Here is a 17,667-nt window from a genome sequence, read left to right as displayed (position 1 = left end):
AATGAATTAATCGCCAATACTTAATAAAAAGGCACGCTATTAGAGCGTGCCTTTTATTATTCATCAATTCGAATGACTTCACCTTGCGGGAAATTCTCAGTTTCTAGTAAGTTACGAATTGCTTTTGCAACGTATTCGGGTGACAGTAGTTTTCCTTCTTCTTTTAGTGCGATGAAGCGGTCTAAATTTATGAAGTCTTCTTTATTTGTTTCACGAATTTGTACTTGCATACTTGTGTCAACAACACCAGGTGCAAAAGAGACGATTTTTACTGGATATTCTTTTTCTGCTTCTTCGGTTGCTACGCACTGTGTAAACATATTTACACCAGCTTTCGTTGTACAATAAGCGCCCCAGCCGAAATAAGGATTTTTCCCTGCACCAGATGAAATGTTTATAACACGTTTATCTACTTTCCAGTCTTTCGTATGTTTCATGAAAGTGGAGGTAAGAATCATCGGTGCAAGTAAGTTAATTTGAACGTTCGTAATGAATTGTTCGCTTTCGGCTTTTTCAATTGGTTTCATCGGTGCAAGTGTACCTGCATTATTAATTAAATGAATAGATGATACAGTATCTTCTTGAATAGATGAAAGGATTTTGTTAAAGTTCGTTTCTAAATTATGTACATCTTGAAGATCTAAGGAGTGGAAAACACAATTGCTGTTATATTGTTCTGCGAGTTTCGTAAGCTCTTTATTTTCTCTTCTAGAAATAGAGATGATACTCGTGTTTTCTTCTAACAATTGCGCGGCGATTGCCTCACCTAAACCTTGTGAAGTTCCTGTTACGATAACATAGCGCATAGTGTAGTAAGCTCCTCTCGTATGTGCGGAATTTTGTTGGACAAAGTACATTGCATAGTTTGTCTACATTTTATAGTATAGAGCACTTTTTACTATAATTGAAATGAGATGATTGTGTGCCTTTTATAAATCGTTTTACGACAACAGTACCTGGTGCCGTCACGTTCACTGGGAATACGCTGGGACTTAGCCCTACATCACCTGCACCAGGTAATATTTTTGGTACACTTGCAGTGTTTACGACAGTAAATACAACGTTGCAAGTACCAGGATTCCCAGCAGGGACAACAGATGAGTGGCAATTGAATTCTTCAAGTGCAATTTTAAATCTTCCAGCGGGAAGCAGTGTGTTATATGCAGAATTAGTTTGGGCTGGTACTTTCCGGACTGATACGGAAGATGTGTTACCATTTTTAAATGATAACATTACATTTACAACGCCAGCAGGGACGTTTTCTGTTACGCCAGATCCTGCTACCGCGCAACAAGGTTCAGTAGGAAATCAGTTTTATTATGCTCGCTCTGCCAATGTAACGAATCTTGTTAGTGCAGGTGGGGCAGGCGCATATACAACGGGTGCTGTGCCAGCTGCAAGAACTTCATCTGATCCAACTATCAGTCGTTCGGCTGGTTGGACGCTTGAGGTTGTTTATCAAAATGCCAGTTTGCCACTTCGGAATTTATCAGTTTATGCAGGTCAAGAAATTATCGATGCTTCATCACCACCAGTTGATGCTACTATTTCAGGATTTGCTACTCCAGCTACAGGAGCTGTAACAGGACGAGTGCTCGTAACTGCTCAAGAAGGTGATTCTAACATCGTTGGAGACCAACTTCGCTTCGGACCGAATGCAAATGCTACAGTTGCATTATCAGGCCCGAGAAACCCTGCAAATAATTTCTTTCAATCACAAATTTGTAACGATATTGGAGAGTTAGATACAACTGGAACGTTTGGAGATTTGAATCAGCCGTTAGGGATAGCTTTGGCTGTCCGAAGACAAGGGTGGGATATTACAAATGTAAATGCCTCTGCATCATTAGTAAATAATCAAACGTCAGCAACGGTTCGATTCGTTACTAATGGAGATGGATATGCTGCAGCTGGTTTTGGGGTCCAAATTGATGCAACGGGTCCAATTATTAATCCTGTTAAATCGGTCAATAGAACAGTTGCAGGAGTTGGAGATATTCTTACCTACACAATTACAGTTCCTAATACAGGTACAGGAAGTGCAGAAAATGTTATATTACAAGACAGTATTCCGAACGGAACGACGTTTGTTACAGGTAGTGTAACAGTGGGTGGAGTAACACAGCCGAATGCGAACCCTGCTAATGGAATTAATTTAGGCACAATCCCAAATAACACGCAAAGAATTGTTACATTTCAAGTGCGAATAACATCGTTTCCGAACCCAAATCCTATTCCAAATCGCGCAATGGTGTCATATCAATTCCGTCCTTTCGTCGGTAGTCCACCAATTGCAAGTATGTCTTCTTCAAATACAGTACAAACGACAGTGAATCAAGCAACTATAAGTATGCAAAAATCTGTAGATTTACAGACGGCAACACTTAATGATGTATTAACGTACACGGTTAATGTGACGAATAATGGAAATGTCACTGCAAACAATGTGATTTTTGTTGATAGTATACCTGCTGGAACAACATTTGTTCCAAATAGTGTTACGGTAAATGGGGTAGCACGTCCAGGAGCAAATCCAGCAAGTAGTATTAATCTAGGAAGTATTAATGCTTCGCAAACGACTGTAGTGCGTTTTCAAGTTCGAGTAACATCTAATCCTCTTGTCAATCCAATTCCGAACCGTGCGAGTGCAACATTTAACTTTACTCCAGTACCTGGTCAACAACCGGTTTCAGGGCAAACGACAAGTAATACTGTAGTTACTACTATTAATATAGCTGATATAAGAACGAGAAAAACAGTGGATAGAGCTTTTGCTACAGTGAATGACGTTCTTACGTACACTGTTACAATTGAAAATACAGGAAATGTACTTGCGACGAATGTTATTTTTCAAGATCCAATCCCAATTGGAACGACTTTTATAGCGAATAGTGTAACTGTAGATGGGGTTTCACAACCAGGAGCAAATCCTTCGACTGGGTTTACGGTAGCAAATATTTCTTCAGGTGGAAGTAGGACAGTGCGTTTTCAAGTCCGAGTGACATCTACGCCATCAGGAGGTACGATTGCGAATCGCGGAAATGTATCTGCTAATTTCGTCGTTATTCCGAATCAACCACCAGTGACGATTAATAGACAAACGAATACAGTTGTGACACAAGTGAATACAGGTGGTTTAAATGTAATAAAAGAAGTGAATACAACACAAGCGGCAGTAGGGGACACTTTAACATATACCATTGCCGTTCAAAATACAGGAAACGTGCCGTTAACAAACGTGTTTTTCCAAGACACCATTTCTTCAGCGGTTTCTTTCGTTGCAAATTCTGTAACAATTAATGGCATATCGCAAAATGGACTAAATCCGAACTCAGGATTTTCTCTTCCGAATATTCCTGCGGCTCAAACAGTTGTAGTCACATTTGACGTATTAATTGTACAGGATCCAGAAAATGAAGATATTTTAAATCAAGCAAATGTAACAGCAAATTTTCAAGTGAATCCGAGTGAACCACCAGTAACAATCAATGTTCCGAGTAACATTGTGAATACAACTGTACAATCAGGGAACTTTGAAGTTGTGAAATCAGTGAATACGGATGTTGCAACTGTAGGGGATGTTTTAGTATATACAATTGAAATCATAAATGCAGGTAGTGTACCAGCTACAAATGTATTTTTCCAAGATTCAATTCCACAAGGGACATTATTTATTGAAAACAGTGTATTTGTTAATGGTGTTTTACAAGAAGGTGCAAATCCAGAACTTGGATTCCCATTAAATAATTTGCCTACTGGCGCGAGTGCAATTGTTACGTTTGAAGTGTTAATTGATGAAATTCCTCAAGGAAATAATGTTATAAATAACGCGAATGTTACTGGTGATTTTCTTGTAAATCCAACAGAGCCACCAATTACTGTAACGGTGCCAAGTAATACTGTTATGACAGTGGTGAATTCTTCAGGGTTAAATGTAAGGAAGAGTGTAAGCGCTACTGAAGCAGGAGTAGGAGATACGTTAACGTATACAGTTCGTATACAAAATAGTGGAACAGTAGCAGCAACAAATGTATCATTCCTTGATCCAATTCCATCGGGAACGACGTTTGTAGCAAATAGTGTAACAATAAATGGAACGCCACAACCAGGTTTAAACCCAACAACTGGATTTCCGCTTGCTAATATTCCAGTAGGAGGGATGGTAACAGTTATTTTTCAAGTAACAATTACAAGTGTACCATCAAATAGAGTTCTTCCGAATAATGCGAATGTAACTGCTGATTTCCAAGTAAGTCCTCTCCAGCCGCCAATTACAATTGTAACGATTAGTAATATTGTTGTGACGCGAGTGAATGTAGGATCACTTAATGTAATGAAGAGTGTAAATACAACGCAAGCAGGAGTAGGAGATACGTTAACGTATACGATTCTTATTCAAAATACAGGAACTGTTCCTGCAACGAATATTATTTTTCAAGATCCAATTCCGTCTGGTACTGCGTTTGTAGCAAATAGTGTGACAATAAACGGAGTCGTACAGCAAGGCGCGGATCCTATGGCAGGTTTCCCAGTACCAAATATTCCGGTCGGGCAAACGGCTACGATTACGTTTCAAGTTACAGTGACGAGTGTTCCGAGCGGTGGAAATGTTAGAAACCAATCGAACGTTACTGCAAGTTTTCTTATAAATCCAGCAAACCCTCCAATAACGACTGTAACAAATAGTAATTTTGTAGTGACGCAAGTAAACACAGCACAGCTAAATATACAAAAAACTTCATCTGTACAACAAGCAGCACTTGGAGAAACTTACACGTATTCTGTTGTCATTCGAAATAACGGCACAGTAACAGCAACGAATGTTTCTTTCATTGACCCAATTGCTCCAGAAACAACATTTGTCGCAAATAGTGTAACGATAAATGGAGCGTCTCAACCTGGATTTGATCCAAATATAGGTTTTACGCTTCCTAATATCGCTGCTGGAACATCATTGACTGTAACGTTCCAAGTAACAGTAGTTGCACCATCCACGCGCGGAGCCGTACTAAACACGGCATCTGCTACAGCCACTTTTTTATTAAATCCTTTACAGCCCCCTGTAACAACGACCAATTCAAGTAATACGACAGTAGTGACGATACCGTTACCTCCTCCTGGTGAAGTAACAGCAATCAAAACAGTAGATGTTGCTACTGGAGCGGTTGGGGATGTATTAACGTATACTGTGCTAATTTCAAACGTAGGAATTATACCTGTTACAGATGTATTTTTCCAAGATGTCATACCAGAAGGAACAACATTTGAAGAAGATAGTGTAACGATAGGGGGGGTACAGCAACTCGGTTTAAATCCAGAAATAGGATTTACAGTTACTCCATTATTAATGGATGGTGGAAGTATTGAGGTAACGTTCCGAGTGATGATTACAGAAATTCCAGATAATGAAGTCATATTAAATGATGCAGACGTTACATTTACTTCACAACCAAATCCGCAGGAACCACCAATTACGGAAACGATATTAACGAATTTAGTCGTTACGACAATTAATATAGCTTCGATTTTTCCATTAAAACTAGTAGATAAAGAAGTAGCGACTGTAGGAGAAATATTAACGTATGATGTATTAATCTTTAATTTCGGTACAGTGCCAGCAACGAATGTTGAATTTATAGATACAACTTCCGTCGGTGTAGCATTTGTACCGGGAAGTGTGAGCATAAACGGGGTACCGGCACCAGGATTAGATCCTTTCATTGGTTTTACAGTTCCAGACATACCTGTAGATGATTTTGTACTTGTCACATATCAGGAAGTGGTTACAAGCATACCAGAAGGTGGTACAGTTGTTAACTTTGTAGACGTTACAGCTACATTTCCTGTAAGTGAAACAGAGCCGCCTATTACAGAAACAACGACAAGTAATACGACATTAACAAAAATCAATGAACCTGGTTTGAATGTTTTAAAATCAGTAAGTCAGCCGGTTGTTGCAGTAGGCGATACAATCACATATACAACAGTAGTTCAAAATACAGGGACAGTGGTAGCGACGAATGTTCAATATAGTGATGTATTACCATCCTCAATAACATTTGTACCGGACAGTGTAACGATAGATAGTGTGCTACAACCTGGATTCAATCCTAATAATGGATTCCCGCTTCCAGATATAAACCCAGGTGAAAGTGTAGAAGTTACATTCCAAGTAACAGTTGTTAGTGTTCCGTCAAATGGAACAATTGCCAATACGGCAAATGTAACAGGAAGCTTTGTATTAATACCGGGAGAACCACCAGTTATAGTAAACCAGCCGAGCAATACAACCCTTACAACTGTAAATAGAGGACAATTTAATGTAATTAAACAAGTAAATAGGGTTGCTACTCTCGTTGGAGATGTATTAACGTATACGGTTCAAATAACGAATACAGGAACAGTAACAGCAAATGATGTTCAGTTTATTGATACCATTTCAGCAGGAGCGTCATTTATATCGAATAGTGTAACGATAAATGGAGCCCTGCAACCAAACTTAAATCCGATTACTGGCTTTGGAGTTGGAGATATACCAGTTGGCGAAACAGTTATAGTGACGTTTCAAGCGACAGTTATAAACATCCCGTCATCAGGAACCATTACGAACGTTGCAAATATAACAGGAAGCTTTGTATTAGTACCAGGAGAGCCACCGGTTGTGGTAACAGAGCCGAGTAATACGACGATAACAAGGATAAATAGAGGACGGTTCAGTGTTATAAAATCTGTAAATAAAGCAGCGACACGTTTAGGAGATACGTTAACGTATAGTGTGCAAGTTACAAATACGGGAACGGTAACAGCGACGAATGTTCAGTTTATCGATGTTCCGTCACCTAGTTTAGAATTCGTTCCTGGAAGTGTACAAATAAATGGGATTCCGCAAGTAGGTTTAGATCCTTTTGTAGGATTTTCATTACCGGATCTTGCAGTAGGGGATAGTATATTAATTACATTTGAAGTAAATGTAATCGCAATTCCGCCTTCTAGTAGCATTATGAATACAGCGAGAGTAACTGGTGATTTCGAATTGATTCCAGGAGAACCACCGTTTACAATTACGAACTCAAGTAATACGACAGTCACACCAGTAAATCGAGGTAGTTTAGATATGCTGAAAGAAGTAGATCATCCAATTGTTGGAGTGGGAGAAACGGTAACGTATACTGTTCGTATATTAAATACTGGTACGGCTGATGCGATGAATGTTCAGTTTATAGATGTGTTATCTCAGGAAGCTGAATTTGTTCCAAATAGTGTAACGATAAATGGAGTTCCGCAGCCAGGGTTAAATCCGCAGGCTGGATTTACGATACCAAACATCCCAGTCGGTGAGACGGCACTTGTAACATATGAATCTACGATTACAAGTTTTCCAGATGGTGGTACAGTAATGAATGTTGCTGGGGCGCTAGCAGAGTATATTTTAGTACCAGGAGAGCCACCGGTTACAGTAATGGACACGAGCAATACAGTTATAGTGACGGTAAATACAGCAATCTTATTTGTTGCAAAAGGAGCAAACTTTGAAGTAGCAATGGTAGGAGATGTTATCACTTACGGAATTGCTGTTATAAATGATAGTACAGTTCCTGTGACCAACATTGTGTTAACAGATATCATTGATCCAAATACGCTATTTATAAATGGAACGGTAACGGTAAATGATGTACCTTTTCCGTTTGCTAATCCGAATACCGGTATTTCGTTAGGTGATTTTCAGCCAAATGATGCAGCAATTATTAATTTCCAAGTTGTAATAACAGGAGGGCAAATAAATAATTTAGTTACAAATACAGCGACAGCGAGTGGGTTTGCAACTGTGAATCCAAATGAACCGCCTGTAGTAGTTGAAGGCGATAGCAATACAGTTGTTATCCCGTTTATTCCTCAAAATGTCTCAACGACAGTCGTAAAAACAGCGGATCATCAAACAGCAACAATTGGAGATGTCATTACGTTTACGACAGTTATTACGAATACGGGGGATACTGTCCTACAAAATATTCGTTTTCAAGATATGTTAGATAGTAGTGTTCAATTTGTCCTTGGAAGTGTAACGGTTGATAATACGCTAGTGTCAAATGTAAATCCAGTATCAGGATTTCTTATAGAAAGTTTAAATCCAGGTGAAGCACGCACAGTCTCGTTCCAAGTAGTAGTTCAGAGCGCGCCAAGTGGTTCAGGAAATTATATAAATCAAGCGAGTATTCGCTTCGAACATCAAGTAGGTACAGTGTTGCCACCTGTTACACAAATAATAGAAAGTAATATTGTGGTCATACCGTTCGTCCCAACTATCGAACAAATTTGTGAAACAAACTTTAATTGCTTAGATAAAATTCCATTTCCATGTTCTCCGTGTAATCATTTGCACGAACATAAAAAATAATACAAAAAAGAGCATCCTGAAAGAATAGGATGCTCTTTTTTGTATTAATCACATAGATTCATTTTCGGGCGAGGTAAAAAACTCGTTGATTTTGTTGGAAAGTAGAAATGGAATGGCTCCTTTTATAACAGAAATATCCCAATCCCACCATGCGAGACTTTCTAGTTTTTCAATCGTTTCTTGCGGGAAACGATATCGAACAAATTTTGCAGGATTACCAGCTACAATCGCATATGGAGGTACGTCTTTCGTAACAACACTCTTTGCCCCGATAATGGCTCCGTTACCAATTTTAACACCAGATAAAATGCAGGATTGATAACCAATCCATACATCGTTGCCGACTACGATATCACCTTTTGAAGAAGGATGACCAGTAATATGTGCTCCTTCATTAAAAAATGCATTAAATGGGTAAGTCGTTATCCAGTCTGCACGATGTTCACCGCCAAGTATAAAAACGACTTCTTCTCCTAATGAACAAAACTTACCTATTTTTAATTTTGTTTCATCGTTCCAAGAAAAAATGGTTGGACCTACTTTACTATAAGTATAATCACCAATATCATATTTATTATATTCAGGTTTTTGATTTAAACATAACATAACGAATTTAGCATCCTCTCTAAGTCAAGTAATGGATATGGAACATTATATGCAACTTGGAATAAGTCAAACTGTGTTGTATGAATTGGTAATGCACAAATAAAATAGTAGGCGCAACGAATAAAAAGGAGTGGAATGAATGATATACGAAATGGGATTATATAATAAACCTTTTCAATCAATTCAATCAGGAAAAAAAGTATATGAAGTACGTTTATACGATACAAAACGTCAACTTATAAAACAAGGCGATCATATTGTATTTACGAACCTTACGACAGCAGCAACGATGACTGTAAAAGTAACGGAAATAAAACGATACGCAAGCTTTAAAGCAATGTACGAACAAATTAATCACAAATTATTGGATTGTGAAAATGATAGTTTAGAGGAAATGCTAGAAAGTACATACAAAATATATACGAAAGAACAAGAAAAAAAGTGGGGAACAGTTGCGATTCGTATTGAGGTAATAAAATGATAAGAAATCGCGGCAGGGCTATCATTGTGCAGGAAGGGAAAATTGCTCTTATAAAACGTATTCGAGAAGGGGAAACATATTATGTTTTTCCAGGCGGAGGAATTGAAGAAGGAGAAACAGCTGAAGAAGCAACGAAGCGAGAAATTTATGAAGAATTAGGGGTACATATAAAATTGGAGCATCTGATTGCAAAGGTGGAGTATCAGGGTACGGAGTATTATTATAATGCCCATATTATAGGTGGAGTTTTTGGAAGTGGTAAAGCTGAAGAATTCGAACTGAAAGATAGAGGGATTTATATTCCGTTATGGTTGCCGATACACGAGTTGGAAAAAGTGAATATAAAACCGTATGAAGTGGTCGGAAGTATATTCAACCATTATAAAAAATAAGGTCTGACAACATACAAAAAAAACCATTGACATAGCCTTCTGATTTAAGTATTGTATTCGAGTATGTTTATAATCAGGAGGTTTATATGAGCAATCAAACAACTACACATCATGTGAAAATGACAACAGCGGATCCATCTGGAATTGGTCTATTTGGATTAGCGATGGTAACACTTGTAGCATCATCTCAAAAGTTAGGCTTAACAGATGGCGTTTCACTTGTATTACCGTGGGCAATCTTTTTAGGAGGATTTGCACAAATCTTTGCGTGCATTCACGATGCAAAGCATAACAATACGTTCGGTACAACAGCATTCGGTGCATACGGCCTATTTTGGTTAGGTGTTGGAATGACTTGGTTAATTCAACTTGGAGTATTTGGCGAAAAATTAGCACAAGCTGCAGATTCAAAACAGCTGGGTGTAGCCTTTATTGGATATTTGATTTTCACAATCTTTATGACAATTGGTGCAATGGAAACACATAAAGTATTATTTATGATTTTCGTCCTTATTGATTTCTTATTTATTGGTCTTTCATTAAGTACTTTAGGTGTTATGCCGCATGCAATGCATAATTTAGCAGCGTATTCTGAACTATGTATTTCATTATTATCTTTCTATGGTTCAGCAGCAGCAGTGTTAAATACACACTTCGGTAAAGTTGTATTACCAGTTGGGAAGCCGTTTGGTATTTTTAAAAAGTAATAAAAAAGCACAGGTGATTGTATAGTCATCTGTGCTTTTTTTTGTATGGAATAAATAAAAACGAAAAATATAATTGAAATTGATTCTCATTATTAATATAATGAGAATGAGAATCATTTATTGTAAGAGGGGGATGCCGAAGTGGCAAAAATTTTAATAGCTTATGCAAGTATGTCAGGAAATACAGAGAGTATTGCTGATTTAATAAAAGTTAGTTTAGATGCTTTTGATCATGAAGTAGTATTGCAAGAAATGGAAGGCATGGATGCTGAAGAATTATTAGCCTATGATGGAATCATTTTAGGATCTTATACGTGGGGCGATGGTGAATTACCGTTTGAGGCGGAAGATTTCCATGAGGACTTAGAAAATATAGATTTATCAGGGAAGAAAGTAGCGGTATTCGGATCAGGTGATACGGCGTATGAACTATTTTGTGAAGCGGTAACGATATTTGAAGAAAGACTTGTAGAACGCGGTGCAGAGCTTGTGCAAGAAGGATTGAAAATCGAACTAGCTCCAGAAGATGAAGAGGATGTTGAAAAATGCAGTAATTTTGCAATTGCATTTGCTGAGAAGTTCTAAGAATGGGAGTGTCAACGTGGAGACAATGTTAAGTGCGACCGCTATTACAAAGTTAAGAGATGGAAAACTTATGTTAGCTACTACATATAATGGCTTATTTATTGAACGAGATGGAGAATGGAAACAAATATTAAATGGTTTTCAAAAACGAATTAGGGATTTACATAGCGAAGATAATGTAGTGTATGGTGTAGGTGACGAAGGGATTTTTATTCGTAGTATGAATGGTGGAGAGAACTGGACGGTCCAGCGTTTTCCAACAAAAGCAACGAGTTGGAATGTTTGTAGTAATGTACAAGGAACAGTCATTGCTCATGGAGATAAAACGTTGTATCATTCTAATGATTTTGGTTCGACATGGGAAACCATTCATCCATTTCTTGAGTATGGTGGCGGGGCACCATCTATTCGATCGTTATTTTTATATAAACATTACTTATTTATCGGTACGAAAATACATGCTAAATATGGTGGTGTTTGGCTCTTTAATTTGGAGACACGTAAATTAAAGAGGATTAAAATCGTGATGAATCAGATGATCTCAGCGTTGACTGTACACAATTCTTATTTAGTAGCAGCGAGTGGATCATGCAAGGGGATTAGCGGGAATATTTCTTTTTGTAAAATAGATGAAAGTATTGAGAGTGAAAAAACATATTGGCACACATGTCAAAGTGAGCAGAAAGCAAGTAGCTATTTAGCCTTGAGTGTAGATCAACATGCGCTATATACAACGTCAACACAAAATAAGGCGGGGATTAGTACGGTTTGTCGTGTACTTCTAGAAGAAGGACTTGTTACAGTATGTGACTCAGTTAAAGGGCATGGCTGGCGCATCGTTAACCAAAAAGAGGGTTATGTTGTAGCTGGATCAGGTGAATCAAAAGCGATGCAGTGGAAGAAAAAAATTATATAGCAAAAAAACTTTACTTTTATTATATTGATATGATATAGTTACTTTAAACCATTTTACTTTTAATAATATAGAGATTTAAATGAGCTGTAACTTCCGAGGAGGATAGCAATGTTAAATCTCCTCTGGGGTTGCAGTTTTTTAATGTTTGAAGTATTATTGTAAAGTGGTTGAAAATGAATATGTACATATAGGTACATTGTAGGAGGATTTTTTAAATGCAAAACGGTAAAGTAAAATGGTTTAACGCAGAAAAAGGTTTCGGTTTCATCGAAGTTGAAGGCGGAGAAGACGTATTCGTTCATTTCTCAGCTATCCAAGGCGACGGCTTCAAATCTTTAGAAGAAGGTCAAGAAGTTACTTTCGAAGTAGAACAAGGTAACCGTGGACCTCAAGCTACAAACGTTAACAAGAAGTAATTATGGAAAAAAGAAGGGCTTGCCCTTCTTTTTTTTGCATTTTTATTGAATAACCTCCTATGTACATATAATGATGAGATTAAATTTTCGTTTTTTAGACGAAATATTTCATGCATAAAGTGCATGAATGAATAAATACTAAAAATAGAGTATGTGTGTGAAATGGAATTTAGAAAGAGGTAAAAAAATTGGAAAACGCTACACATTTTATTGTGTTCGATATAGAGAGAAATTTCAGGCCGTATAAATCAGAAGATCCGTCAGAGATAGTTGATATCGGAGCTGTAAAAATAGAAGCAAGTACAATGAAGGTAATTGGAGAATTTTCGGAGTTAGTAAAACCGAGTGCACGACTCACTCGTCATACGACGAAATTAACGGGAATTACAAAGAATGATTTAATTGGTGTGGAGAAATTCCCGCAAATTATAGAGAAATTTATTCAGTTTATCGGAGAAAATTCTATATTTGTTTCATGGGGAAGAGAAGATTACCGCTTTCTATCTCATGATTGTACGTTGCACGGTGTAGAATGCCCATGTACGGAAAAAGGGAGCAAATTTGATTTGCAGAAATTTGTTTTCCAAGCGTATGAAGAATTATTTGAGCATACACCAAGTTTACAGTTTGCAGTAGAGCAGCTCGGTTTAACTTGGGAAGGGAAACAGCATCGGGCTTTAGCAGATGCTGAGAATACAGCAAATATACTTCTTAAAGTATATAGCGAGAGAGATATTCATAAACGGTACAAAAGACACGGTGAGCTTGAACTTGTAGAGAACGGAAAACTAACAGAAAAAGCGAAAAAAAAGATGCGAAAATGGGTATTTAAAGAAATGAGAAAAAATACAGAGCGTCCTTTCGTTTGGAGTACATTTGAAAGTAGTGACACGTGGGAAAGTATAACGGAAAGATACTATATAAGTGAATCTACAATAGAATTATTGAAAAAGCATTTTCGAACGGCGGTAAGAAAGGCAGAACGGCAATTGAAGTATTTGGAGGAAAGAGAGGTAATTAAAAACTGCTAGATTTATATATAAAAGCAAAAACCTATTATATCAGGTAATCACCTAAATAATAGGTTTTTTTTAATGCATGGATGAAGTAAGAAGTTATATGAGAATTATTACTTGTTTTAAAAGTTTTGTTGTTTTGAATGGGGGAATTTTAATGTATATAAAAAATTGAAATAAGAGCACATTTTTAGAGTTTTTATCGTGAATATATGGAAAATGTGCTGATATGGATTAACATTTATGGAGGCTAATCCATAAAATAAAAATTAATACTAGTTTTAAAAGTAATGAAAATGAGTGAGGAGGAGTGAAATGAAAAAATATTTTTATGGGAAAAAAATAGGTAGAAAAGAAGTAATGGGAAATGAATTAATTGGTGATGGTAAAGATGGAGAAGTGTATCAATTAAGTGAAGAGAAATGCGTGAAAATATTTTTCAATGAAGAAACACAACAAAGAGAGTTAGAGGCTTTAATGGCAGGGCAATCTTCACCGGTTATTCCGACTGTATATGAACATGGAGAAAACTACATTGTTATGGAATATGTACAAGGAGTCTCGCTTGCACGCTATTTAAAAAGAGAAAAGGAACTTTCAGAGCAATTAGCTATTAAAATATTAGCGATGTTAGATGAATTAGAAAAGATACAATTCAAAAGGTTAGACACTGAAGTTAGACATATATTGATAAACGAGGAAGGAAAATTAAAGGTAATCGATCATAAAAGAGCGTTTACATCAGATAGCAGAGTACCAAAGAAATTGTTGAAGGGTTTAGAGAAACTAGGACAATCCCAAGTATTTTTAAATCATGTAAAGAATTTGCGGTTAGATAGTTATCGTATGTGGATTAAGGAATAGGTTTATTAAATATATTTTTATTAAAAAGATGATTTAGTTTCATATAATTATCTGAGGTATCCGCTAATGACAGTTTATTTTGAAGATAGGTATTCATATATTATAAATGATATAGGGAGTGGAAGTAATAATGGTTGAGTGTGTATTAGTTATTGGTGCTCATCCGGATGATGAGTTATTAGGACCTGGAGGTACTTTAAAAAAATTAATTGATAAAGGAGTTAGAGTAGTATCAGTTATAACTGCTTTGGGAAGAAAAGAAGAAGCACATCATATGGAACAAATAAGTATAGCTGCAAATGAGGCGCTTGGTATTAAAGAAGTTATCTTCTTAAAGCATAATAATTTAGAATTAGAGTTACTTCCGTTGCATCGATTAACAAAAGAAATTGAAAATTTAATAAAAATTTATAAGCCAAGTAAAATTTTCACACATCATTATGGTGATGTTAATAGGGACCATCTAATTACATTTAGGGCGGTTTTGACAGCAACTCGACCTTTGCCAAATCAAAGACCAATTGAGTTAATTACATTTGAAACGGTTTCTTCTAGCGAATGGAATGTTCATTCAAATGATAAAATTTTCAAGCCTAATTATTTTGTAGATATTACAGATCAAATGGATACGAAAATTGCCGCATTAAAACATTATGAGGTAGAAATGAGGGACTTTCCACACCCTCGTTCATATAAAGGTATAGAATATTTAGGGAGAATGAGGGGCATGTCTATTGGTGTATCTTATGCTGAAGCATTTGAGATAATTAGGAGGATATGGCGATGAGAAGACAAGAAGAAGGTCCCTATCCATATATAGTTAAAGCTCTGGATGAGTATTTTGGTGTGAATTCTTTTGTGAATAACAAAAAGGAAATAGTAAAACTAAAACAAAAATCTAAAAATATAAGACAAAGAAAAATAAAATCTAGAAAATCAAAAGAAAAGAAGTTATCTATATTAATTGCGACGTTTTGGGACTATCCTCATGTCGGAGGTCTATCTAATTATATTAAAACTTTAAGTGACGGTTTAAAACGGCTTGGGCATGATGTAGATATCATTTCTCCTAATCAATTTTCCATGAATCAAGTTGAAATGATTCGTGGTGAAATTGTTCCGGCGTTGAAAAGATTTTTTAATACGCGTTATGGAAATGTTAGTAATATGATTTTAAAAAATAATAGAAATATGTATGTCTATGAAAAAATGTTATTAGAAAATACAAATTTAAAAAAGTATGATATTTTTCATGTGCAAGATTTATTTACAGCGAATATATTAGGGAAAATAAATGAACGGTATGGAAAACCAATCGTGTTTACTCCTCATGGAATGTACACCTTCAATAGACTGAAGTTTGGTATTATTGAAAAAGGTTCTGTAGAGGAAGTTTATTATAAAGAGCTAGAAAAAAAAGCTATTGAATACTCACATCAACTTATTATTTTAAGTGATTCGTTTCGTAAACCATTATCTCAAATGGGGGCGTTAAAAGAAAATATCGAGAAAGTTCTTACTGGTATTGATTATCCTACTGTAAGCCGTCAAAAAGATAATGAAAAGCTTGTTATATCTTGTGTGTCTAGATTAGGTCCAAGAAAGGGACATGATATATTATTTAATGCACTTTCTTATATCGGAAATGAATATACAGATAAGCTTAAAGTACTAATTGTTGGTGATGGTGAAATGAGGGAGGAGCGTGAAAGGCAAGCTGTGGATTTAGGGCTTTCTATGGTTGAGTTTTTAGGGAAAAGAGATGATATACCAAATATATTAGCTAAAACTGACGTTTTTGTCCTTCCAACTATTAATGATAGTTTACCAATCTCTATTATTGAAGCAATGCATTATGGGATTTGTGTAATTTCTACAAAATCAGGAGGAATCCCAGAACTAGTAGCTAATGAAAAAGATGGCATTCTTGTAGATGTAGGAGATACAAATCAATTGGCAAATGCCATTAAACGGGTTATAGATAATAAAGAAGAACGTGAGATGTTAGGGAGAAATGCAAAAGAATTCGCAAAAACAAATTTAACACAAGAGTCAATGGCAATGAAAGTGGAAGAAGTTTATAAAAATATATGTGGGCGAGGAAAAATTACATGAATCATGAACATGTAGCAGTTGTGTTAGATTTAAGTGCTAATGGAATTGGAATCATTCGGGGGTTAGCAAGAAAAGGAATTAAGGTTTATGCGTATGACAATGAAAAGGCATATAAAATAGGTAAATCACGTCTTGCTTCATGTGGAGTCTGTCCAAGTCCGTTATATAAAGAAAAAGAGTTATTAGTATTTTTAGTTGATTTGGCTAAAAACTTTAAAGAAAAACCAGTTCTATATACTGGTGCGGATGATTACTTGGTATTTATTTCGAAATATCAAAAAGAACTTTCTGAATACTATTTGTTTTTTATACCTGAACAATCACTTGTTGAGCAAATAGTAGATAAAGAAAAAATGTATGAATTAGCAAAGAAACATAATATCCCTTGTCCTAAGACGTATATGATTGAACGGGATGAAGAATTTGAATTAGTGATAGAAGACCTTACTTTTCCATGTATTTTAAAGCCGGTGATGGGACATGAATTTCGGAAGAAAGTTAATCAAAAAGCAATTTTAGTACAAGATGCAGATCAACTAAGAAGTCAGTATCAACTATTTCAACAACATGGAAAACTTTTGATTCAAGAAATTATTCCAGGGGATAATCAATGTTTCTATAAAGTGGCAACATTTTATGATGATAACATGGAATTGTTAGCTTTATTTTCTTTACAAAAAAATCACCAATTTCCAGCTGAATTTGGAACGGGTGCACATATTGTTAGTAAACAAGTACCAGAATTAGTAGAGATGTGTTTGCCATTTTTTCAAGAGTTAAAACTAAAAGGTATAGGTATGATAGAATTTAAAAAAGATCCTAGGGATGGGGTATATAAATTTATCGAGATAAATCCTCGCTTTTGGCTAACGCATAGTTTAACAAGAAGAGCCGGTATTGATTTTGTATACATGTACTATTTATATGTAACGAATCAGGAGGTGATACCACAATTACAACAGAATGATGGTGTTAAATGGATTTACCTTGTACGATATTATTTAACATTTCGTCATAAAAAACAAAAGGGAGAAATGACATGGAAAGAATTTTATAAAGGGCTAAAAGGTCAAAAAGAATTTGCTCTGTTTGCGTGGGATGACCCAATGCCGTTTATTCGAAGTGCATATTCACATTTAATAAATGCTTGGAAAAGAAAAAGAAAGGAATGAGC

Annotated in this window: 14 protein-coding genes; 12 read left to right on the top strand and 2 right to left on the bottom strand. The window is 36.0% G+C overall.

Translation table 11 applies throughout. From position 1 onward, the window contains the following. Positions 1-56 precede the first annotated feature (56 nt). Entirely contained in the window at positions 57-806 is a 750-nt protein-coding gene (locus tag F8162_RS05560; RefSeq protein WP_151634283.1) for a (S)-benzoin forming benzil reductase, read from the bottom strand. Between the two features lie 116 nt (positions 807-922). On the opposite strand from F8162_RS05560, the gene F8162_RS05555 reads away from it, so the two are divergent. After that, positions 923-8,395, top strand: coding sequence for a DUF11 domain-containing protein (locus tag F8162_RS05555; protein WP_151634285.1), 7,473 nt, complete (start codon positions 923-925; stop codon positions 8,393-8,395). A 48-nt stretch (positions 8,396-8,443) separates the two neighbouring features. Here the strand turns inward: F8162_RS05555 and F8162_RS05550 are convergent, their stop codons facing one another. Then, on the bottom strand, positions 8,444-9,001 hold the full coding sequence (locus F8162_RS05550; protein WP_151634287.1) for a CatB-related O-acetyltransferase: 558 nt from the start codon (positions 8,999-9,001) through the stop codon (positions 8,444-8,446). A gap of 139 nt (positions 9,002-9,140) precedes the next feature. Here F8162_RS05550 and F8162_RS05545 point away from each other — a divergent pair, with 139 nt between their 5' ends. The 11 genes from F8162_RS05545 (at position 9,141) to F8162_RS05495 (ending at position 17,665) form a co-directional block, all read left to right on the top strand. Beyond that, positions 9,141-9,482 (top strand): ASCH domain-containing protein, encoded by a 342-nt coding sequence (locus tag F8162_RS05545; RefSeq protein WP_151634289.1) that lies wholly within the window; start codon positions 9,141-9,143, stop codon positions 9,480-9,482. After that, positions 9,479-9,874, top strand: a complete 396-nt coding sequence (locus F8162_RS05540) for an NUDIX hydrolase (RefSeq protein ID WP_151634291.1) — start codon at positions 9,479-9,481, stop codon at positions 9,872-9,874. Before F8162_RS05545 ends, F8162_RS05540 begins: the two co-directional genes overlap by 4 nt. A gap of 86 nt (positions 9,875-9,960) precedes the next feature. Next, the gene (locus F8162_RS05535; RefSeq protein WP_000070936.1) at positions 9,961-10,581 is read left to right on the top strand and encodes an acetate uptake transporter; all 621 of its coding nucleotides are present in this window, start codon (positions 9,961-9,963) and stop codon (positions 10,579-10,581) included. 141 nt (positions 10,582-10,722) lie between these two features. Beyond that, a complete protein-coding gene (locus F8162_RS05530; protein WP_001062763.1) occupies positions 10,723-11,166 on the top strand; it encodes a flavodoxin in 444 nt (147 codons plus the stop codon). Positions 11,167-11,182: 16 nt separating this feature from the next. After that, entirely contained in the window at positions 11,183-12,082 is a 900-nt protein-coding gene (locus F8162_RS05525; protein ID WP_151634293.1) for a WD40/YVTN/BNR-like repeat-containing protein, read from the top strand. 215 nt (positions 12,083-12,297) lie between these two features. Beyond that, the gene (gene cspB / locus F8162_RS05520) at positions 12,298-12,498 is read left to right on the top strand and encodes a cold shock-like protein CspB (RefSeq protein ID WP_001179147.1); all 201 of its coding nucleotides are present in this window, start codon (positions 12,298-12,300) and stop codon (positions 12,496-12,498) included. Between the two features lie 188 nt (positions 12,499-12,686). After that, positions 12,687-13,529 (top strand): exonuclease, encoded by an 843-nt coding sequence (locus tag F8162_RS05515; protein WP_151634295.1) that lies wholly within the window; start codon positions 12,687-12,689, stop codon positions 13,527-13,529. Positions 13,530-13,829: 300 nt separating this feature from the next. Further along, a complete protein-coding gene (locus tag F8162_RS05510; protein WP_151634297.1) occupies positions 13,830-14,378 on the top strand; it encodes an AarF/UbiB family protein in 549 nt (182 codons plus the stop codon). A 130-nt stretch (positions 14,379-14,508) separates the two neighbouring features. Continuing rightward, the gene (locus F8162_RS05505; RefSeq protein ID WP_151634299.1) at positions 14,509-15,165 is read left to right on the top strand and encodes a PIG-L deacetylase family protein; all 657 of its coding nucleotides are present in this window, start codon (positions 14,509-14,511) and stop codon (positions 15,163-15,165) included. After that, on the top strand, positions 15,162-16,493 hold the full coding sequence (locus F8162_RS05500) for a glycosyltransferase family 4 protein (RefSeq protein ID WP_151634301.1): 1,332 nt from the start codon (positions 15,162-15,164) through the stop codon (positions 16,491-16,493). The genes F8162_RS05505 and F8162_RS05500 overlap by 4 nt, the downstream gene beginning before the upstream one ends. Beyond that, entirely contained in the window at positions 16,490-17,665 is a 1,176-nt protein-coding gene (locus F8162_RS05495) for a carbamoyl-phosphate synthase (RefSeq protein WP_151634303.1), read from the top strand. Before F8162_RS05500 ends, F8162_RS05495 begins: the two co-directional genes overlap by 4 nt. Positions 17,666-17,667: the final 2 nt, after the last annotated feature.

This window comes from Bacillus sp. CH140a_4T (assembly GCF_008923725.1).
Classification (GTDB): Bacteria; Bacillota; Bacilli; order Bacillales; family Bacillaceae_G; genus Bacillus_A.
Note: the sequence above shows the minus strand (reverse complement) of the source record. Positions and strands in the feature narration are given on the sequence as shown.